General features: G+C 65.8%; 15 protein-coding genes and 1 tRNA gene. 8 read left to right on the top strand and 8 right to left on the bottom strand.

Annotated features, from left to right (window positions below):
• Positions 1–3 precede the first annotated feature (3 nt).
• Positions 4–87 (bottom strand) — tRNA-Leu (locus tag BMX16_RS00710).
• Positions 88–516: 429 nt separating this feature from the next.
• Between BMX16_RS00710 and BMX16_RS00715 the strand changes: the two genes are divergently transcribed.
• The 4 genes from BMX16_RS00715 (at position 517) to BMX16_RS17485 (ending at position 4,052) form a co-directional block, all read left to right on the top strand.
• Entirely contained in the window at positions 517–855 is a 339-nt protein-coding gene (locus BMX16_RS00715) for a P-II family nitrogen regulator (RefSeq protein ID WP_089897676.1), read from the top strand.
• A 66-nt stretch (positions 856–921) separates the two neighbouring features.
• Positions 922–2,340: a type I glutamate--ammonia ligase gene (glnA, locus tag BMX16_RS00720; RefSeq protein WP_089897678.1), complete on the top strand. Its 1,419-nt coding sequence runs from the start codon at positions 922–924 to the stop codon at positions 2,338–2,340.
• Positions 2,341–2,483: 143 nt separating this feature from the next.
• Positions 2,484–3,791, top strand: coding sequence for an adenylosuccinate lyase (gene purB / locus BMX16_RS00725; RefSeq protein WP_089897680.1), 1,308 nt, complete (start codon positions 2,484–2,486; stop codon positions 3,789–3,791).
• A 102-nt stretch (positions 3,792–3,893) separates the two neighbouring features.
• Positions 3,894–4,052: a hypothetical protein gene (locus tag BMX16_RS17485; RefSeq protein ID WP_177174530.1), complete on the top strand. Its 159-nt coding sequence runs from the start codon at positions 3,894–3,896 to the stop codon at positions 4,050–4,052.
• A gap of 76 nt (positions 4,053–4,128) precedes the next feature.
• Here the strand turns inward: BMX16_RS17485 and BMX16_RS00730 are convergent, their stop codons facing one another.
• The gene (locus BMX16_RS00730) at positions 4,129–4,725 is read right to left on the bottom strand and encodes a helix-turn-helix transcriptional regulator (protein WP_245731192.1); all 597 of its coding nucleotides are present in this window, start codon (positions 4,723–4,725) and stop codon (positions 4,129–4,131) included.
• Positions 4,726–4,868: 143 nt separating this feature from the next.
• Here BMX16_RS00730 and BMX16_RS00735 point away from each other — a divergent pair, with 143 nt between their 5' ends.
• Genes BMX16_RS00735 through BMX16_RS00745 form a run of 3 tightly spaced genes read left to right on the top strand, consistent with a single transcriptional unit; the run spans position 4,869 to position 7,405 of the window.
• Positions 4,869–5,372 (top strand): autoinducer binding domain-containing protein, encoded by a 504-nt coding sequence (locus tag BMX16_RS00735; protein ID WP_089897684.1) that lies wholly within the window; start codon positions 4,869–4,871, stop codon positions 5,370–5,372.
• A gap of 24 nt (positions 5,373–5,396) precedes the next feature.
• The gene (locus BMX16_RS00740) at positions 5,397–6,461 is read left to right on the top strand and encodes a flagellar motor switch protein FliG (protein WP_089897686.1); all 1,065 of its coding nucleotides are present in this window, start codon (positions 5,397–5,399) and stop codon (positions 6,459–6,461) included.
• Positions 6,462–6,511: 50 nt separating this feature from the next.
• A complete protein-coding gene (locus BMX16_RS00745) occupies positions 6,512–7,405 on the top strand; it encodes a lysophospholipid acyltransferase family protein (protein ID WP_089897688.1) in 894 nt (297 codons plus the stop codon).
• A 21-nt stretch (positions 7,406–7,426) separates the two neighbouring features.
• Here BMX16_RS00745 and BMX16_RS00750 read toward each other — a convergent pair whose 3' ends face one another.
• On the bottom strand, positions 7,427–8,134 hold the full coding sequence (locus BMX16_RS00750) for a DUF1223 domain-containing protein (protein ID WP_089897689.1): 708 nt from the start codon (positions 8,132–8,134) through the stop codon (positions 7,427–7,429).
• Between the two features lie 232 nt (positions 8,135–8,366).
• Here BMX16_RS00750 and acnA point away from each other — a divergent pair, with 232 nt between their 5' ends.
• On the top strand, positions 8,367–11,141 hold the full coding sequence (acnA, locus tag BMX16_RS00755) for an aconitate hydratase AcnA (protein WP_089897691.1): 2,775 nt from the start codon (positions 8,367–8,369) through the stop codon (positions 11,139–11,141).
• A gap of 133 nt (positions 11,142–11,274) precedes the next feature.
• Here acnA and BMX16_RS00760 read toward each other — a convergent pair whose 3' ends face one another.
• From BMX16_RS00760 to BMX16_RS00780, 5 genes are all read right to left on the bottom strand, one after another.
• Positions 11,275–12,042: a squalene/phytoene synthase family protein gene (locus tag BMX16_RS00760; RefSeq protein ID WP_089897693.1), complete on the bottom strand. Its 768-nt coding sequence runs from the start codon at positions 12,040–12,042 to the stop codon at positions 11,275–11,277.
• Between the two features lie 25 nt (positions 12,043–12,067).
• A complete protein-coding gene (gene cimA / locus BMX16_RS00765; protein ID WP_089897695.1) occupies positions 12,068–13,693 on the bottom strand; it encodes a citramalate synthase in 1,626 nt (541 codons plus the stop codon).
• A complete protein-coding gene (cysS, locus tag BMX16_RS00770) occupies positions 13,690–15,162 on the bottom strand; it encodes a cysteine--tRNA ligase (RefSeq protein ID WP_245731194.1) in 1,473 nt (490 codons plus the stop codon). The genes cimA and cysS overlap by 4 nt, the downstream gene beginning before the upstream one ends.
• 261 nt (positions 15,163–15,423) lie before the next feature.
• Positions 15,424–16,023: an outer membrane protein gene (locus tag BMX16_RS00775; protein WP_089897697.1), complete on the bottom strand. Its 600-nt coding sequence runs from the start codon at positions 16,021–16,023 to the stop codon at positions 15,424–15,426.
• 118 nt (positions 16,024–16,141) lie between these two features.
• The gene (locus BMX16_RS00780; protein WP_089897699.1) at positions 16,142–17,242 is read right to left on the bottom strand and encodes an anhydro-N-acetylmuramic acid kinase; all 1,101 of its coding nucleotides are present in this window, start codon (positions 17,240–17,242) and stop codon (positions 16,142–16,144) included.
• Positions 17,243–17,281 lie beyond the last annotated feature (39 nt).

The raw sequence follows: 17,281 nt of genomic DNA on the forward strand, positions 1-17,281 counted from the left end.
CGTTGGTGCGGGTGAAGGGACTCGAACCCCCACGCCTTGCGGCGCCAGAACCTAAATCTGGTGCGTCTACCATTCCGCCACACCCGCATGTGAAACGGGGGCGGATTGACCCACCCCCGTCGTTGATCGGCTGTCTATCAAAGGTCGCAGAGTGATGCGAGTGCAAATTGCGCGACCAACGCCGGCGTCATCTGGCACGCCACCGGTCGCGTCGCGCGCCGGTCCCGCCCTTCTTCTGGTCGGAAATATCCCGGGGGGTGCGGGGGGCTGGCCCCCCGCCTGCATGGTGTGTCGCACGACACCCAAACGCCACGAAATCAGGCAGGCTCGACGCCCTTGGCGCAACAATCGGCAGCACTCGTTCATAAACCGCACTAAAGTTAATCATTTTGCACATTTTATCGTCAAATGGGCGCGATTTCGTGGCCCGACCCTTGCGCCCGGCGCCTGCCCGATTGTTCCTGTCATGCGAAGGTGGTCTGACCGCCACAACGTGCAACCGCAGGAGCCGTCGGCATGAAGAAGATCGAAGCCATCATCAAGCCGTTCAAGCTCGACGAGGTGAAGGAAGCGCTGCAGGACGTGGGCATCCAGGGTCTCTCCGTCGTCGAGGTCAAGGGCTTTGGCCGCCAGAAGGGCCACACCGAGCTCTATCGCGGTGCCGAATACGTCGTGGACTTCCTGCCCAAGGTGAAGCTCGAGATCGTCATCGCCGACGATCAGGTCGACGCCGCCATCGCCGCCATCATCGCTGCCGCCAAGACCGACAAGATCGGCGACGGCAAGATCTTCGTCTCGACCGTCGAACAGGCCATCCGCATCCGCACCGGCGAGATCGGCGACGACGCGCTCTGACCCCCATCCGGTCGCCAAACGCCGGCGCACCGCATCCCACACGATACGACTGAAAGGACATCACCCATGAGTGCCAAGGAATTCCTAAAGCTGATCAAGGACGAGGAGGCCGATTACGTCGATATCCGGTTCACCGACGTCAAGGGCAAGCTGCAGCACGTCACCATCGTCTCCGACCTGGTGGACGCCGACTTCATCGAAGAAGGCTTCATGTTCGACGGCTCGTCCATCGCCGGCTGGAAGTCGATCGACCAGTCCGACATGAAGCTGATGCTGGACACCGCCAGCGCCTACGTCGATCCGTTCTATGCGGAAAAGACCATTTGCGTGCATTGCACCGTGGTCGAGCCGGACACGATGGAACCCTATGACCGCGATCCGCGCGGCACCGCCGAAAAGGCCGAAGCCTACCTCAAGGCGTCGGGCATGGGCGACACGTTCTATTGCGGCCCCGAGGCGGAATTCTTCATCTTCGACGACGTGCGCTACAGCGTCTCGATGAACAAGGTCAGCTTCCAGGTCGACGCCATCGACGGCGCATGGAACACCGACACCGATTTCAAATCCGAAACCGGCGTCGGCAACACCGGCCACCGCCCCGGCATCAAGGGCGGCTACTTCCCCGTGAACCCGATCGACGACGCGCAGGACATGCGCGGCGAGATGCTGTCCACGATGAAGCGCATGGGCATGAAGGTCGACAAGCACCACCACGAGGTGGCGTCCAGCCAGCACGAACTCGGCCTGATCTTCGGCACGCTGACCAAGCAGGCCGACGAGATCCAGAAGTACAAGTACGTCATCCACAATGTGGCACAGGCCTACGGCAAGTCGGCGACCTTCATGCCGAAGCCGATGGCGGGCGACAACGGCACCGGCATGCACGTGAACATGTCGATCTGGAAGGACGGCAAGCCGCTTTTCGCAGGCGACAAGTATGCTGACCTGTCTCAGGAAGCGCTCTACTTCATCGGCGGCATCCTGAAGCACGCCAAGGCGCTGAACGCGATCACCAACCCGACCACGAACAGCTACAAGCGTCTGATCCCCGGTTTCGAGGCCCCCGTGCTGCGTGCCTATTCCGCCCGCAACCGGTCCGGCTGCGTTCGCATCCCGTGGTCCGAATCGCCCAAGGCCAAGCGCGTCGAGGCCCGCTTCCCCGACCCCGCCGCCAACCCCTACCTGGCCTTCGCGGCCCTGTTGATGGCAGGCCTCGACGGGATCAAGAACAAGATCGATCCGGGCCCCGCGTCGGACAAGGACCTCTACGATCTGCCGCCGGAAGAACTGGCGTCGATCCCCACCGTCTGTGGGTCCTTGCGCGAAGCCCTGACCGAGCTGGAAGCCGATCACGAGTTCCTGCTGCAGGGCGACGTGTTCACCCGCTCGCAGCTGGAAGGCTACATGGCGCTGAAGTGGGAAGAAGTCTACGCCTACGAGCACACACCGCATCCGATCGAATACAAGATGTATTACAGCTGCTGATCCGCAGCACCGATCACGCAAGGGGCGCCCCATCGGGCGCCCCTTTTGCATGTCCGCCTGCCCTCGCGTCACGGGCGGTTCTTTCCATTCCGGCACCACCCCGCTAAGACGCCGCCAACCCCATCCCCCGAAAGGTCCATGCCATGATCCCGCGCTATTCCCGCCCCGAGATGGTCGCCATCTGGTCCGCCGAGACCAAATACCGCATCTGGTTCGAGATCGAGGCATATGCCTGCGACGCGATGGCCGACCTTGGCGTGATCCCGCGCGCGAATGCCGAAGCGGTGTGGAAGGCAAAGGATGTGACCTTCGACGTGGCCCGCATCGACGAGATCGAGGCCGTGACCAAGCACGACGTGATCGCGTTCCTGACCCATCTGGCGGAACACATCGGCAGCGACGAGGCGCGATTCGTGCATCAGGGCATGACCTCCTCCGACGTGCTCGACACGACGCTGAACGTGCAACTGGTGCGCGCCGCCGACATCCTGCTGGCCGACATGGACCGCGTGCTGGCCGCGCTGAAATCGCGCGCCATGGAACACAAGGACACGGTCCGCATCGGCCGTAGCCACGGCATCCACGCCGAACCCACCACGATGGGCCTGACCTTCGCCCGCTTCTATGCGGAAATGGACCGGGGCCGCGCCCGTCTGGTGAACGCCCGGGCCGAGATCGCCACCGGGGCGATCAGCGGTGCGGTCGGCACATTCGCCAACATCGACCCGGCGGTCGAAGAACATGTGTGCAGGCAGCTCGGCCTGACGCCCGAGCCGATCAGCACGCAGGTCATCCCCCGTGACCGCCACGCCATGTTCTTTGCCACGCTCGGTGTCATCGCCAGCAGCATGGAAAACATCGCGACCGAAATCCGCCACATGCAGCGCACCGAGGTGCTGGAGGCGGAGGAGTTCTTCAGTCCCGGGCAGAAGGGCTCGTCAGCGATGCCGCACAAGCGCAACCCGGTGCTGACCGAAAACCTGACAGGCCTTGCGCGACTGGTGCGCATGTCCGTCACGCCGGCAATGGAAAACGTCACCCTCTGGCACGAACGCGACATCAGCCATTCTTCCGTCGAACGCACCATCGCGCCGGACACGACGATCACGCTGAACTTCGCGCTGAACCGCCTTGCGGGCCTGATCGAGAAACTGGTGATCTATCCCGACACCATGCTGGCCAACATGAACAAGTTCCGCGGTCTGGTCATGTCGCAGCGCGTCCTGCTGGCCCTGACGCAGGCCGGTGTCAGCCGCGAGGACAGCTACCGTCTGGTGCAGCGCAACGCCATGAAGGTCTGGGAAAAGGGCGCCGATTTCCAGACGGAACTGCTGGCAGACCCCGAAGTGACCGCCGCGCTGACCCCGGCCCAGATCGCCGACAAGTTCGACATCGGCTATCATACCAAGCACGTGGACACGATCTTTGCCCGCGTCTTCGGCAAGGACTGACAACGCGGCGGCAGGGACATCCTGTCGCAGCACAAATCATTTGGCGATTGACCCGGCGTCATGCGACGCTGGGCCATTGTGAAACCGAATGGAGGCTGCACGATGCTGAAGACCACACTCGCCGCGCTGATCCTGACGCTTGCACCGGGATTGGCCTTTGCCGCCGGATGCAGCATGGCCAAGACCACCGCCATGTCCTGCGCCGACGGCGCGATGCCCGATGCCGAAACCGGCACATGCGTGCCCGTCACGACTAGCTGATCCGCCCCATCCGCTGATCTGTGACTTGGCCGGGATCAGCCGCCCCCATAGTGGCGGCTGATCTCGCCACCGGGCGTCAGATCAACCGGAACTGCCGCGCCATCGCGGCCGCCTGCGTGCTCGTATTGGCGTGAAGCTTGACCTTTGCATTCTTCAACCGCTGTTTGACCGCACCCTCTGTGACGCCCAGATCGTAAGCGATCTGTTTCAGCCGCATTCCGTCCTTCACCATGCACAACGCCTGCAACTCGGCCGCCGTCAGGTTGCGCGGTGGTGCCATCTCGGTGTGGCGGCGCGTGACATAGGTCAGCAGCAGACGCTTTTCCAGCCCCGTGAAATCCCGGTCGCCACGACTGAAGTTGGCCAGCGACCGCTGCCCGTCCGCGTTGTCGTCGAACACGGACACCGCGACGCCGAACCGCAGCCCGAACGCGCTCGCCATCGCCAGCACGCCCTGCGGGTCCTGATGTCGCAGATCGGTCCAGTCGATGATGCCGGTATGGGCATAACCCCACCGCATGACCGGGTCATGCAGCAACAGCCGGCTGCGGGTGTAATGTTCGATCCACGCCTGTGGCAGGGCGTTCACTTCCTCCATCGGAAAGGCGAAACCGATGCGCAGCGCCATGTAGTGCCCGGCAGGTGCCAGGCGCGCCAGATCATCAGGGGTCATGCGTCGCGTCATCGTGGCAATCGTTTCCTGCCCATCTTGGGTTGCGACCTGCACATTTGACACTAAAACAAGCGCAAGCAAAAGGAAATGCCACGATCACCGATCCCTCCGCCACGTGCGGTGGGTCAAAATGGACCATTACGATGACACGCGCCATGACCCTCGACGATACGATGCGCATGGCCTGCACGCTTGCACCCGCAGGCGTGGCGCTGGGGCTGCACGTGGGATTCGCGGCGCCGCGTTTCCTGCTGCAGACCTATCCAAGGGCCTGGACGCAGATCTATTCCGGCGAATCGCTGGCGGTCACCGACCCCACGATCCACTGGGGCTTTGCCCACACCGGGGCATGCCGCTGGTCGGCCCTGCCGGCGCCGGTGGGCGGGGTGCTGTCGCGCGCCGCCGATCATGGGCTTCGCTTTGGCGTGGTGTGTGCGGTGGCGCAGGGCGGCGGCCGCAGTCTGGGCAGTTTCGCCCGCAGCGACCGCGAACTGACGGCGCCCGAGACGGCGCAGGCGCTGCAGATCCTGACCGACCTTCATACGCTCGCGCTCAATGTCGACACCCTGTCCCCGGCCGAGGCCGCGCGCCTGCGCCAGTGGTCGGGGGATTCGACGATCGCACCGCAGACATTTACCGCCCATTGAGACATCGCGGGCTAACGTCGGGACATGTCATATAGCACAGTCCCCCTGCCCGTTCCGTCTGGCCCCTCCGCAACGCCGCTGTCGCGGCGACGCAAGGCGGCCATGATCGTCCAACTGCTGATCAACGACGGCACCAAGCTGCCGCTGTCGGCCATGCCGGATCATGTGCAGGAAGATCTCGCGCGTGAACTGGGGGCGATCCGGCTGGTGGACCGTGACACGGTGACGGCGGTGGCCACGGAATTCGCCGATCTGCTGGATGCGGTCGGCCTGTCCGCCCCCGGTAACGTGGACGCGGCCCTTGAATCGCTCGCCGGCCAGATCTCGCCCCATCTTGCGGACAAGCTGCGCGACCAGATGTACAACCGTCAGGGCACCGACCCGTGGGTGCGCATCCTGAACATGGCTACCGACGACATCATGCGCGTGCTGTCGGACGAAAGCATCCAGATCGGCGCCGTCCTGCTGTCGAAACTCCCCGTCGCGCGCGCGGCAGAGGTGCTGGGCAAGCTGCCCGGCCCCCGCGCCCGGCGCATCACCTTTGCCGTGCGGCAGACGGCGGACATCGGCCCCGACGCGGTGCGCCGCATCGGTCAGGCGCTGGTTGCCGATTACTGCCGCACCCGCGTCACCGCCTTCGACAAGGCGCCCGTGGCGCGGGTCGGGGCAATCCTGAACTCCAGCCCTGCACCGACGCGCGACGACATGCTGGCGGGGCTGGACGAATCCGATGCGGTCTTTGCCAACGACGTGCGCAAGTCGATCTTCACGTTCGAGAATATTCCCACACGCGTCAAACCGATCGACATTCCCACCTGCCTGCGCGACATCGACCAGAACGATCTGGCCGTGGCGCTGGCCCATGCCTTTGCCACCGGCGGCGCACGCGACGCGGCGGCGAACTTCATCCTCGACTGCATCTCGCTGCGCATGGCCACCGCGCTGAAGGAAGCGGCGGCTGAAAAAGGCAGGGTGAAGGCTGCGGACGGCGAAGTGGCGCTGAATGCGGTCAGCGCCGCGGTCCGCACGCTGGCCGATGCAGGCAGCATCACGCTGCTGAGCCCCGATGCGGATGCAGACGGCGCCTGACCCGACACCTGACCCTTTTCAAACCGTCCCCGGCGGATTAGCTGGCTGGCATGGCCCGCACCGACACCCCTGCCGACGACGACACACCCAGCGGCACCCGCGCCGAATGGTGGCAGGACCGCGTCCTGCGCGGTGTGATCGGTGGCCTGAACCGCCTGCCCTATGCACGACGGATGGCGCTGATGGGGGGCCTGACGGCCCGCGTCATCGGCCCGCTTGCGGGTTATCATCGCCGTGCGCGCGAACAGCTTGCGCTGATCTATCCCGACATGGCACCGGCGGCGCGCCACGCCCTTGCCACCCGCGTGTGCGACAACTTCGGTCGCACCCTGCTCGAAAACTACGCCAATCGTGACTTTGCAGCACAGCTGGCCGACGTGCGGCCCACCGGCGACGGTCTGGCACCGCTGGCGCAGGCGCGCGCCGACGGGCGCCCCGTGATCTTCGTCACCGGCCACTTCGGCAACTTCGAGGCACCCCGTCACGTCCTGACCCGCGACGGTGCCGTCATTGGCGGCCTCTACCGCCCGATGGCGAATGCCTATGTGGACAGCCACTACCGCGAGACGATGACGCGCTGGGGTGGCCCGGTGTTCCCGCAGGGGTCGCGCGGCACCATGGGGTTTGCGCGCCACATCAAGGGCGGCGGCATGGGCACGCTGCTGTTCGACGTGCACGTGTTCCGCGCCACCCCGATCGACTTCCTCGGGCGGCCCGCGCTTACCTCGCTCGCGGCGGCCGACATGGCGCTGCGGTTCGACGCGCTGCTGATCCCCTATTTCGGCACCCGCCGTCCCGACGGTCTGTCATTCGACGTGGCCGTCGAAGCGCCGATCCCCCACAGCGATCCCGTCACGATGATGACAGAGGCGTCGCGCCGTTTGGCGGCGCGCATCGCAACCCACCCCGAACAATGGTTCTGGGTCCACCGCCGGTGGCGGTAGGCGGCCTCAATGCGGGCGGCCTCAACGCAGGCGGGCGGCACCCAGCACCGGGCCGTTTGCCCCGTCCTGCACGATCACGACGACCGGGGCATCGCCCTGCACCGTGACATCCAGCGCCAGCGGCCGGTCCGTATCCCACGTCCCGGCCACCGACCAGTCCGTCACGACATTGCGGTAAACGACGGTCCTGCCGGCATTTTCGCCGCGTTCGATGGCGCGCACGACCTCGGGGGTATAGCGGACGACCTGCACCACGGCCCGGGCAGGCACGGCACCCACGGCCTGCGCGTCGATCGTCAGCAGATCGCCACTGCGCGACAGGCCGACTGTCACCGGATCGCCGTCGAGGACGTGCGACGCGACGCTGTCCAGCGCCGTGACGTGATGACTGCCCACGAACTCGGTCACGCCCGCCACGACCATCTGGGGGGTATAGACGTTGCGCGCATCCCATGCTTTGGCATAGGCGCGCTGCCGGGCCGTAAACATCGGATCGGCCAGATCGTCGGCCCAACCGATGTAGTCCCAGTAATCGACGTGCAGCGCCAAGGCGATGACATGCTCCCGGTCCGCCAGCTCTGCGAGGATCTCGTCCGCGGGCGGGCAGCTCGAACAACCCTGAGAGGTGAACAGCTCGACAACCGTGCCTTGATCGACGACCCCTTCGGCCAGCGCCGGTGCGACCTGCGATGACGCGGCAAGCGCAAGGATGGCGATGGCATGACGCATGAGGAACTCTTTCCCGTCGTTGGAGTGCATGTTCCCTAGCCGTCCGCCGTTGAAATAACCAATCAAGCAATCGTTCCTGCCCGATCCCGCTCCGTGATCGCGTTCAACGGGTCACACCCGACAATTTCGGTATGCCATTGCATACATTTAATCGCATCCCCCTCTTGATTGGCTTTCCCGCTTGGGGCAAAAGCGGTGCAAGCCCCCTTTTCCCTTGTCTGAAGGACCCGCCATGACCGTCATCGTCGGCACCGATACCGCCAAGACACGCACCACCCTGACCGTGGGCAACCAGTCGGTCTCCTACTACTCCATCGACGCGGCCACCGCCGCCGGTCTGGGCGATTTCAGCAAGCTGCCCGCCGCACTCAAGGTAGTGCTGGAAAACATGTTGCGCTTCGAGGACGGCAAGACCGTCACCGTCGACGACATCAAGGCCTTCGCGACCTGGGCCGATCAGGGCGGCAAGAACCCGATCGAGATCGCATACCGCCCCGCCCGCGTGCTGATGCAGGACTTTACCGGCGTCCCCGCCGTGGTGGACCTGGCCGCGATGCGCGACGGGATCGTGGCACTGGGTGGTAACGCGCAGCAGATCAACCCGCTGAACCCGGTCGATCTGGTCATCGACCACTCGGTGATGATCGACGAATACGGCAACCCCCGCGCCTTCCAGATGAACGTGGACCGCGAGTATGAGCGGAACATGGAACGCTACCAGTTCCTGAAGTGGGGCCAGAACGCCTTCAACAACTTCCGCGTGGTCCCGCCGGGCACCGGCATCTGCCATCAGGTGAACCTCGAATATCTGGCCCAGACCGTCTGGACCGACACCGACCAGAACGGCGACATGGTGGCCTATCCGGACACTCTGGTCGGCACCGACAGCCACACGACGATGGTCAACGGTCTGGCCGTCCTCGGCTGGGGCGTCGGCGGGATCGAGGCGGAGGCCGCGATGCTGGGCCAGCCCATCTCGATGCTGATCCCCGAGGTCATCGGCTTCAAGCTGACCGGCGAAATGACCGAAGGCACCACCGCCACCGATCTGGTGCTGAAGGTGGTCAAGATGCTGCGCGACAAGGGCGTGGTGAACAAGTTCGTCGAATTCTACGGCCCCGGCCTCGACCATCTGCCGCTGGCGGACCGCGCCACGATCGGCAACATGGCCCCCGAATACGGCGCCACCTGCGGCTATTTCCCGATCGACGACGAAACGCTGAAGTATCTGCGCCTGACGGGCCGCGACGAGGACCGCATCGCACTCGTGGAAGCCTATGCCAAGGCGAACGGTTTCTGGCGCGGTGCGGATTACGCGCCGGTCTATACCGACACGCTGGAGCTGGACATGGGCACCGTGGTCCCCGCCATCTCCGGGCCGAAGCGTCCGCAGGACCACATCGACCTGGATAAGGCCGGTCGCGCCTTCGGCGAATATGTCAAAGGCATCCGCGGCGGCAAGGACGTGACCAAGAAGGAAGAGGTGCGCTGGGAAGGTGAGGGCGGCCAGCCCGAACCCCGCACCATTCCGGGCGACGAAGGCAGCCACAGCCGTGGTTACGTGCACACACCGGAGGGGAACTACCAGATCCACGACGGCAGCATCGTGATCGCCTCGATCACGTCCTGCACCAACACCTCGAACCCCTATGTGATGATCGGCGCAGGCCTCGTCGCCCGCAAGGCGCGTGCGCTGGGCCTGACCCGCAAGCCGTGGGTCAAGACCTCGCTCGCCCCCGGCTCTCAGGTCGTCACCGCGTATCTTGAGGCTGCCGGCCTGCAGGAAGACCTCGACGCGCTCGACTTCAATCTGGTGGGTTACGGCTGCACCACCTGCATCGGCAACTCCGGCCCGCTGGATCCGGCGATCAGCAAGGCGATCAACGACTACGACCTGATCGGCGTGTCGGTCCTGTCCGGCAACCGCAACTTCGAGGGGCGCATTTCACCCGACGTGCGCGCCAACTACCTCGCCTCTCCGCCGCTGGTCGTGGCCTACAGCCTTGTGGGCGACATGAACGTCGACATCACCAAGGACGCGCTGGGTCAGGACCAGAACGGCAACGACGTGTTCCTCAAGGACATCTGGCCCACGCAAAAGGAGATCGCAGATCTGGTCGAAAAGACCGTGACGCGCGAAGCCTTCATGTCGAAATACGCCGACGTGTTCAAAGGCGACGAGAAGTGGCAGGCGGTCGAGGTCACGGACTCCGAGACCTACGACTGGCCAGCGCAGTCGACCTACGTGCAGAATCCGCCCTACTTCAAGGACATGCCGAAGGACGCCGGCACGATCCACGACATCCACGACGCCAAGGTGTTGGCGATCCTCGGCGACATGGTCACGACCGACCACATCAGCCCCGCTGGGTCCTTCGCGGAGTCCAGCCCCGCAGGCCAGTATCTGATGGAACGTCAGGTCCCGGTGCGCGAGTTCAACTCCTACGGCTCGCGCCGCGGCAACCACGAAGTCATGATGCGCGGCACCTTCGCCAACATCCGCATCAAGAACGAGATGCTGGCAGGCGTCGAAGGCGGCTACACCAAGGGCCCGGACGGCGCGCAGACCTCGATCTTCGACGCGGCCATGGCGCATGCGGAAAACGACACGCCGCTGGTGATCTTCGCGGGCGAACAGTACGGCGCAGGGTCCAGCCGCGACTGGGCGGCCAAGGGCACGGCGCTGCTGGGCGTCAAGGCGGTGATCGCCGAGAACTTCGAGCGCATCCACCGCTCCAACCTCGTCGGCATGGGCGTCATCCCGTTCGAGTTCACGAACGGCGACACGCGCACATCGCTGGGCCTGACCGGGGACGAGACGGTCAGCATCGACGGTCTGGACACGATCAAGCCGCTGCAGACGGTCAAGGCGCACATCACGATGGCCGACGGCACGGTGCAGGATATCGACATCAAGTGCCGGATCGATACGGCGATCGAGATCGAATACATCGAACACGGCGGCGTGCTGCACTACGTCCTGCGCGACCTCGCCAAGGCCTCCTGAGGCTACGGCATCAAGGAAATCGGGCCGCGCATCGCTGCGCGGCCCGTATTTTTTACCACCAGTCGCTCAACGTTGATCTGACCGCGCGTCGGACACGCGACGACCGGCCGGTCACGTCCCAGACGCATCCTGCCTAACGCCACCACCCCAAGCCAGCCGCCCGCATCAGGCGCAACTGGTCCGCCAGCGGCGCAGGCTCCAGACCACCCACAGCCACCAGCCCCGGATCGCGGACAGCGGCCTGCAACACGGCCCGCGCAGGCCATCCCGCCAGCAAGGCCGCCCCGGCCGCTGGCGATACGTCACGATGCCGCCGCCGCGCCGCGTCCAGCCGCGCCAACGCGCCGTCCGCCAGATCGCGCACGCCGCTGGCCGTGCCATCGACCAGCGGCCGCCGCCCCGCCGCCTCCAGCGCCGGGATCGCCCGCAGGAACGCGGCCACACCGACACCATGCGCAAAGTCGGCCACCACTTGCGCATCCGCAGGCCCCAGCAACCGCGCCGCCGTCCCCATCAGGGCGCCACTCGTGCCGTCGATGTAACGGTCGAAGTGCGCCCGGTCGGCAAAGCCGTCACGATACACGTCCCAGCGCCGCACCTCGACCAGTGCATCCAACGCCAGCGCGCCTTCCGCATCCAGCACCTGCGCCAGTGCATCCGTGACCTCGTGCCGCCGCACCGGGCCGCCCGCCGCCACCTCGGCCAGCACGTCACGCCACCATTGCAGCCGCATCTCCGCCAGCATCGCCTCTGCCGTCACCCACGGCGCGCGCGCCACCTCGACGTTCAGGGCATAGAGCGGGAACAGCACCCGCCGGGCCGTGACAGGCGCCGCCATCGCCGCACGGAACCGCAATGGATCGCCCCGTTCCACCACGGCGGCACAGGCCTCGATGCTCATCTGTCCTCGCTTTTTTCTGAAATACTCACTTCTCTGCAACGGCCCCGTCGCGGATCAGCTTCCAGTTGATCGCATCCAGCAGCGCATCGAAGGACGCATCGACGATGTTGGCGCTGACCCCCACCGTGGACCATGTGCGCCCCTGCCCGTCCGCACTGTCGATGATGACGCGGGTCACGGCCTCGGTCCCGCCATCGGTGATCCGAACCTTGAAATCCACCAGCCGCAGATCGTCGATGATCGCCTGATACGGGCCAAGGTCCTTGGCCAGTGCGCGTGACAGCGCGTTCACCGGCCCCCGGTCCGACCCGTCCGGCCCGGTGGATTCAGACACGTTCAGCACCTTTTCGCCGCCGACCTTCACCACCACGACCGCTTCCGACAGGCTGACCATGCGGCCCCGCTTGTCGCGTCGCCGTTCCACCGTGACGCGGTAACGCTTGACCTCGAAGAACGCGGGCAGCAGCCCCAGTTCGGCCCGCGCAAGCAATTCGAAGCTCGCCTGCGCCGTGTCATAGGAATAGCCGCGCGACTCCATCTCCTTGATCCGGTCGAGGATGCGCGGCAGCGCAGGATCGTCGCGCGCGACGTCCAGACCCGCCTGCACCAACCGTTCGCGCAGGTTGCTCTGCCCCGCCTGGTTGGACATCGGCACGACGCGGGCATTGCCGACCAGCGCCGGGTCGACATGCTCATAGGTCGTGGGGTCCTTGGCGATGGCGCTGGCGTGCAGCCCCGCCTTGTGCGCAAAGGCGGACACACCGACATAGGCCGCCTGTTTTGCGGGCACCCGGTTCAGGATGTCGTCCAGCACGCGGCTGGCCTTCTTCAGACCCTTCAGCGCCTCGAGGGTGACACCCGTCTCGAACCGGCTCGCAAAGGGCTCCTTCAGCAGCAACGTCGGGATCAGCGTCGTCAGGTTGGCATTGCCACACCGCTCGCCCAGCCCGTTCAGCGTGCCTTGAATCTGCCGCGCCCCGGCCAGCACGGCGGCCAGCGTGTTGGCGACCGCATGTTCGGTGTCGTTGTGGGTGTGGATGCCCAGCCGGTCGCCGGGGATGCCGGACGCGATCACCGCGTCCACCACGCGGCCCACATCGGCAGGCAGGCTGCCGCCGTTCGTGTCGCACAGCACGATCCAGCGCGCCCCCGCGTCATGCGCGGCATGGACCGCCTCCAGCGCATAGGCGGGATCGGCGGCGTAGCCGTCGAAGAAGTGTTCCGCGTCGAACAGCGCCTCGCGGCCCTGCGCCACCACATGGACGATGCTGGCGCGGATGTTCTCGGTGTTCTCGGCGTTGGCGATGCCAAGGGCGGTCGCCACGTGGAACGAATGGCTCTTGCCCACCAGACAGACGGCGGGCGTGTCCGCGTTCAGCACGGCGGCCAGCACGTCGTCGTTCTCCGCCGACCGGCCCGCGCGTTTCGTCATGCCGAAGGCCGCCAGCACGGGCCGCATCGCGCCCACCTGCGCGAAATACTCCGAATCCGTGGGATTCGCCCCCGGCCAGCCGCCTTCGATGTAATCGACGCCAAGCGCGTCCAGAACGGCGGTGATCCGCAGCTTCTCACTCGTGGAAAATTGCACGCCCTGCGTCTGCTGCCCGTCGCGCAGGGTCGTGTCGTACAGGTACAGCCGCTCGCGGGTCATGCGTCACCGTCCAGTGCGGCGGCGTCGAAATCCGGCCCCGCAGCCCAGCTTGCCTGACCGCCCACATCCGTCACGACGACGCCCGCGCGCGTCAGCACCTCGCGCACGCGGTCTGCGGCGTCCCAGTCCTTGGCCGCCCGCGCCTGCGCGCGCGCCGCCAGCAGCGCGTCGATGCGCAGCGCGATCACCTCGTCCACATCCGCACCGCCTTCGCCGCCAGCCAGCCGCGGCAGGTCGGCCCAGTCGGGCACCAGCCCCAGCATCTGCATTCCGTGGGCAAAGCCCGCCAGCTGCGCAGGCGTCTTGCCCTTTGCCAGCACATGCAGCCGCGCGATCGCACCCGGCGTGTTCAGGTCGTTCGCCAGCACGCCGAGGAATTCCGCATCGGGGCGCCATTGGCCATCCGCCTGCAACGCACGGATCAGCGCCGGACCGAACCCGTGCCCGTCGAGGATGCCATACCAGCGTCGCAGGGTCGCGTCCGCCTCGTCGCGCTTCCTCTCCGTCCAGTCCATCGGCTTGCCATAGTGGGTGCCCAGCATGACCATGCGGATCACCTCGCCGGATACGCCCTGATCCAGCAGGTCGCGCACGGTGAAAAAGTTGCCGAGGCTCTTGGACATCTTCTTGCCCTCGACCTGGAGCATCTCGTTGTGCAGCCAGTAGGCGGCGAAGTCCGTTTCGGGATCGGCACAGCAGGACTGGGCGATCTCGTTCTCGTGGTGCGGGAACATCAGGTCGTTGCCGCCGCCGTGGATGTCGAACTCCGGCCCCAGGATCGCGCGGGACATGGCAGAGCATTCGATATGCCACCCCGGACGCCCCACGCCCCACGGGCTGTCCCACCCCGGCTGACCGGGGCCGGACGGCTTCCACAGCACGAAATCCATCGGATTGCGCTTGTAGGGTGCGACCTCGACCCGCGCGCCTGCGATCATGTCGTCCAGCGACCGGCCCGACAACGCACCGTATTCGGGATAGGTGTCGACGGCGAACAGCACGTGACCTTCGCCCTCGTACGCGTTCCCGTTGGCGATCAGCTCGTGGATCATGTCGACCATCGCGCCAATGAACTGCGTGGCACGCGGCTCAAAGTCCGGGCGCAAGGCCCCCAGCGCGTCCATATCCTCGTGATACCAGCGGATCGTCTCGGCGGTGATGTCGCCGATCTCGCGGCCCGTCTCGGCGGCGCGGGCGGCGATCTTGTCGTCGACGTCGGTGAAGTTGCGCACGTAGACCACGTGGTCGCGGCCATGGACCTGCGCCAGCAGCCGCACCAGCACGTCGAACACCAGCACGGGCCGCGCGTTGCCCAGATGCGCACGGTCATAGACCGTGGGTCCGCACAGATAGATCCCGATGCGCGCAGGGTCGCGCGGCACGAATTCCTCGCGCCGCCGGGTGCGGGTGTTCTGCAGGCGGATGATCGGCTGGTCGCCGGTGGTGGTGTCGGTCATGGGGTCGGACATGGATGGGCCTCGCACGGGCTTTGCGCCTGTGGGCCGGATCATCGGTTCTGGTGAAACGTGAAAAAGCGGCCCGCGGACTGTGTCAGCAGGGAATGATGCAGCAGATAATGATGATGCAGCGCTTGGTCATGCCCACTGCGTTACCACTGCCCCGCCCCCGAGTCGATAGGGTAGTGGGGGATGCGACGCCGCGGGTCCCTGCCGCAATGCAAAAAGGGCGCCCCGAGGGACGCCCTTTCGCATGAGTCACGTATTCCGAAATCAGAACGCGTAGTTCACTTTCAGCGAGGTGGTCTGTGCGTTGATGTCGGTGCCCGAAGACGCGAAATCGTCGAACTGGTGATCCAGATACTCGATGCCGACGTTCAGGCTGTCGGTGACCGCATACATTGCGCCCACGCCGTAGTAGTAGCCGTCGTCGCTTTCGTCCAGCAGGCCCACGTCCAGCGACGCATATCCACCAGTCAGGTAGGGCAGGAAGCGGCCGGCGTCGTAACCGGCGATCACACCCACGCGGGTGACGGAGTTGTCGTCGCCCAGCGTGTCGATGTCGAGCACGTTGTAGGAGGCTTCACCACCTAGGACGAAGCTGCCCAGGTCGTAGAGGTAGCCGGCCTGCACGCCGTAGGACGACAGGTCCTGCTCTACGGCGGCAACACCATTATCCAGCTCGACGTCGCCGGTGCCGATCTGGCCACCGAGGTAGAAGCCGGACCAGTCGTTGGTCACGATGACGGGGGTGGCCACGGCGACGGGCGCGACGGGCGCTGCTTCCATCACGGGTGCAGCGATGCCACCGGCGAATGCGGTGGTTGCGGTCGCGATCAGGGCGACGGCAGAGGTGATGACGATGTTCTTCATGGGAGGATTCCTTGTTCGTGTGTCTGATAGCGGTGAGGTAGTACTCGATTGCACAGTCTGCAAATCACGCTGCTCTCTTTTGGTGTCGCGCCGAATAAGCGTGACATTTCAGGCACCCTCACGAAAATGTGGGATGGCTCACCGTGCCGCCGCCGACGGCCGCCTGCACGCCCGTGGTGCCCCGGCACGAGGTTGGCAGTCCACGGGCCACGCGCACCGCAAGATATGCAAATGCCTGCGCTTCCAGCATGTCACCGTCCAGACCCGCATCCTCGACCGGCTGTACGGGCACGCCTGCGGCGGCCGCGATCATCCGCATCAGCGTCGCATTGTGGCGACCGCCGCCGGCCACGAAAATCGTCTTCGGGGCTTGCGGGCAGTATTGCAGGGAATCGGCCACGGCCATCGCACTGGCCGCCGTCAGCGTCGCCGCAGCGTCCGCATCGCTCAGCGGGGCTGTCGCCCGCGCCAGTGCCGCAAAGGTATCGCGGTCCAGCGATTTGGGCGGCATCCGAAAGAAATAGGGGTGCTGCAGGAAATCGGCGACGATGTCGTCATGGATGTGCCCCGTGGCGGCCAGCGCCCCGCCCTCGTCCCGCGCGACGCCGCGCCGGGCCAGCATAGCGTCGTCCAGCAGCGCATTGGCGGGCCCGGTGTCGAACGCCAGCAGCGCGCCATCGTCCTCTGGTCGCGCATGGCCGGGATCGATCCACGTCAGGTTGCCGACGCCGCCGAGGTTCAAGAAGGCCAGCGGCGCATCGGCCCCCATCCAGCGGGCGAGCGCAAAGTGATAGAACGGCGCCAGCGGCGCACCCTGCCCGCCCAGCCGCACGTCCGCGCTGCGGAAATCCCACACCACAGGCCAGCCCAGCGACTGCGCCAGCGCCGCACCGTCGCCCGCCTGATGCGTGCCGCGCCCGGCGGGATCGTGGGCCAGCGTCTGCCCGTGGAACCCCACAAGGTCCACGTCGTCGAACCCGGCCAGCACCGCGTTGTGCCCGTGGGCGATCACGGCCGTGGCGGCGGCCACGTCATACTCCGGCCAGCGACCCAGCGCGGATCGCAGCACCGCCCTTTCGGCTGGCGAATACTCGCGGTAGTCGCTGTCGCCGAAGGCCGTGATGTCGATGCCGTCCGTCACCAGCACGGCGGCGTCGATCCCGTCCAGAGAGGTGCCCGACATGGCACCCAAGGCCCGCACGGGTCCGGTGATCTTCATGGTCTTTCCCTCTCGGCAAGCGGCAGCTATTGATGCCCC

This window comes from Loktanella fryxellensis, assembly GCF_900110065.1.
GTDB classification, from domain to species: Bacteria; Pseudomonadota; Alphaproteobacteria; order Rhodobacterales; family Rhodobacteraceae; genus Loktanella; species Loktanella fryxellensis.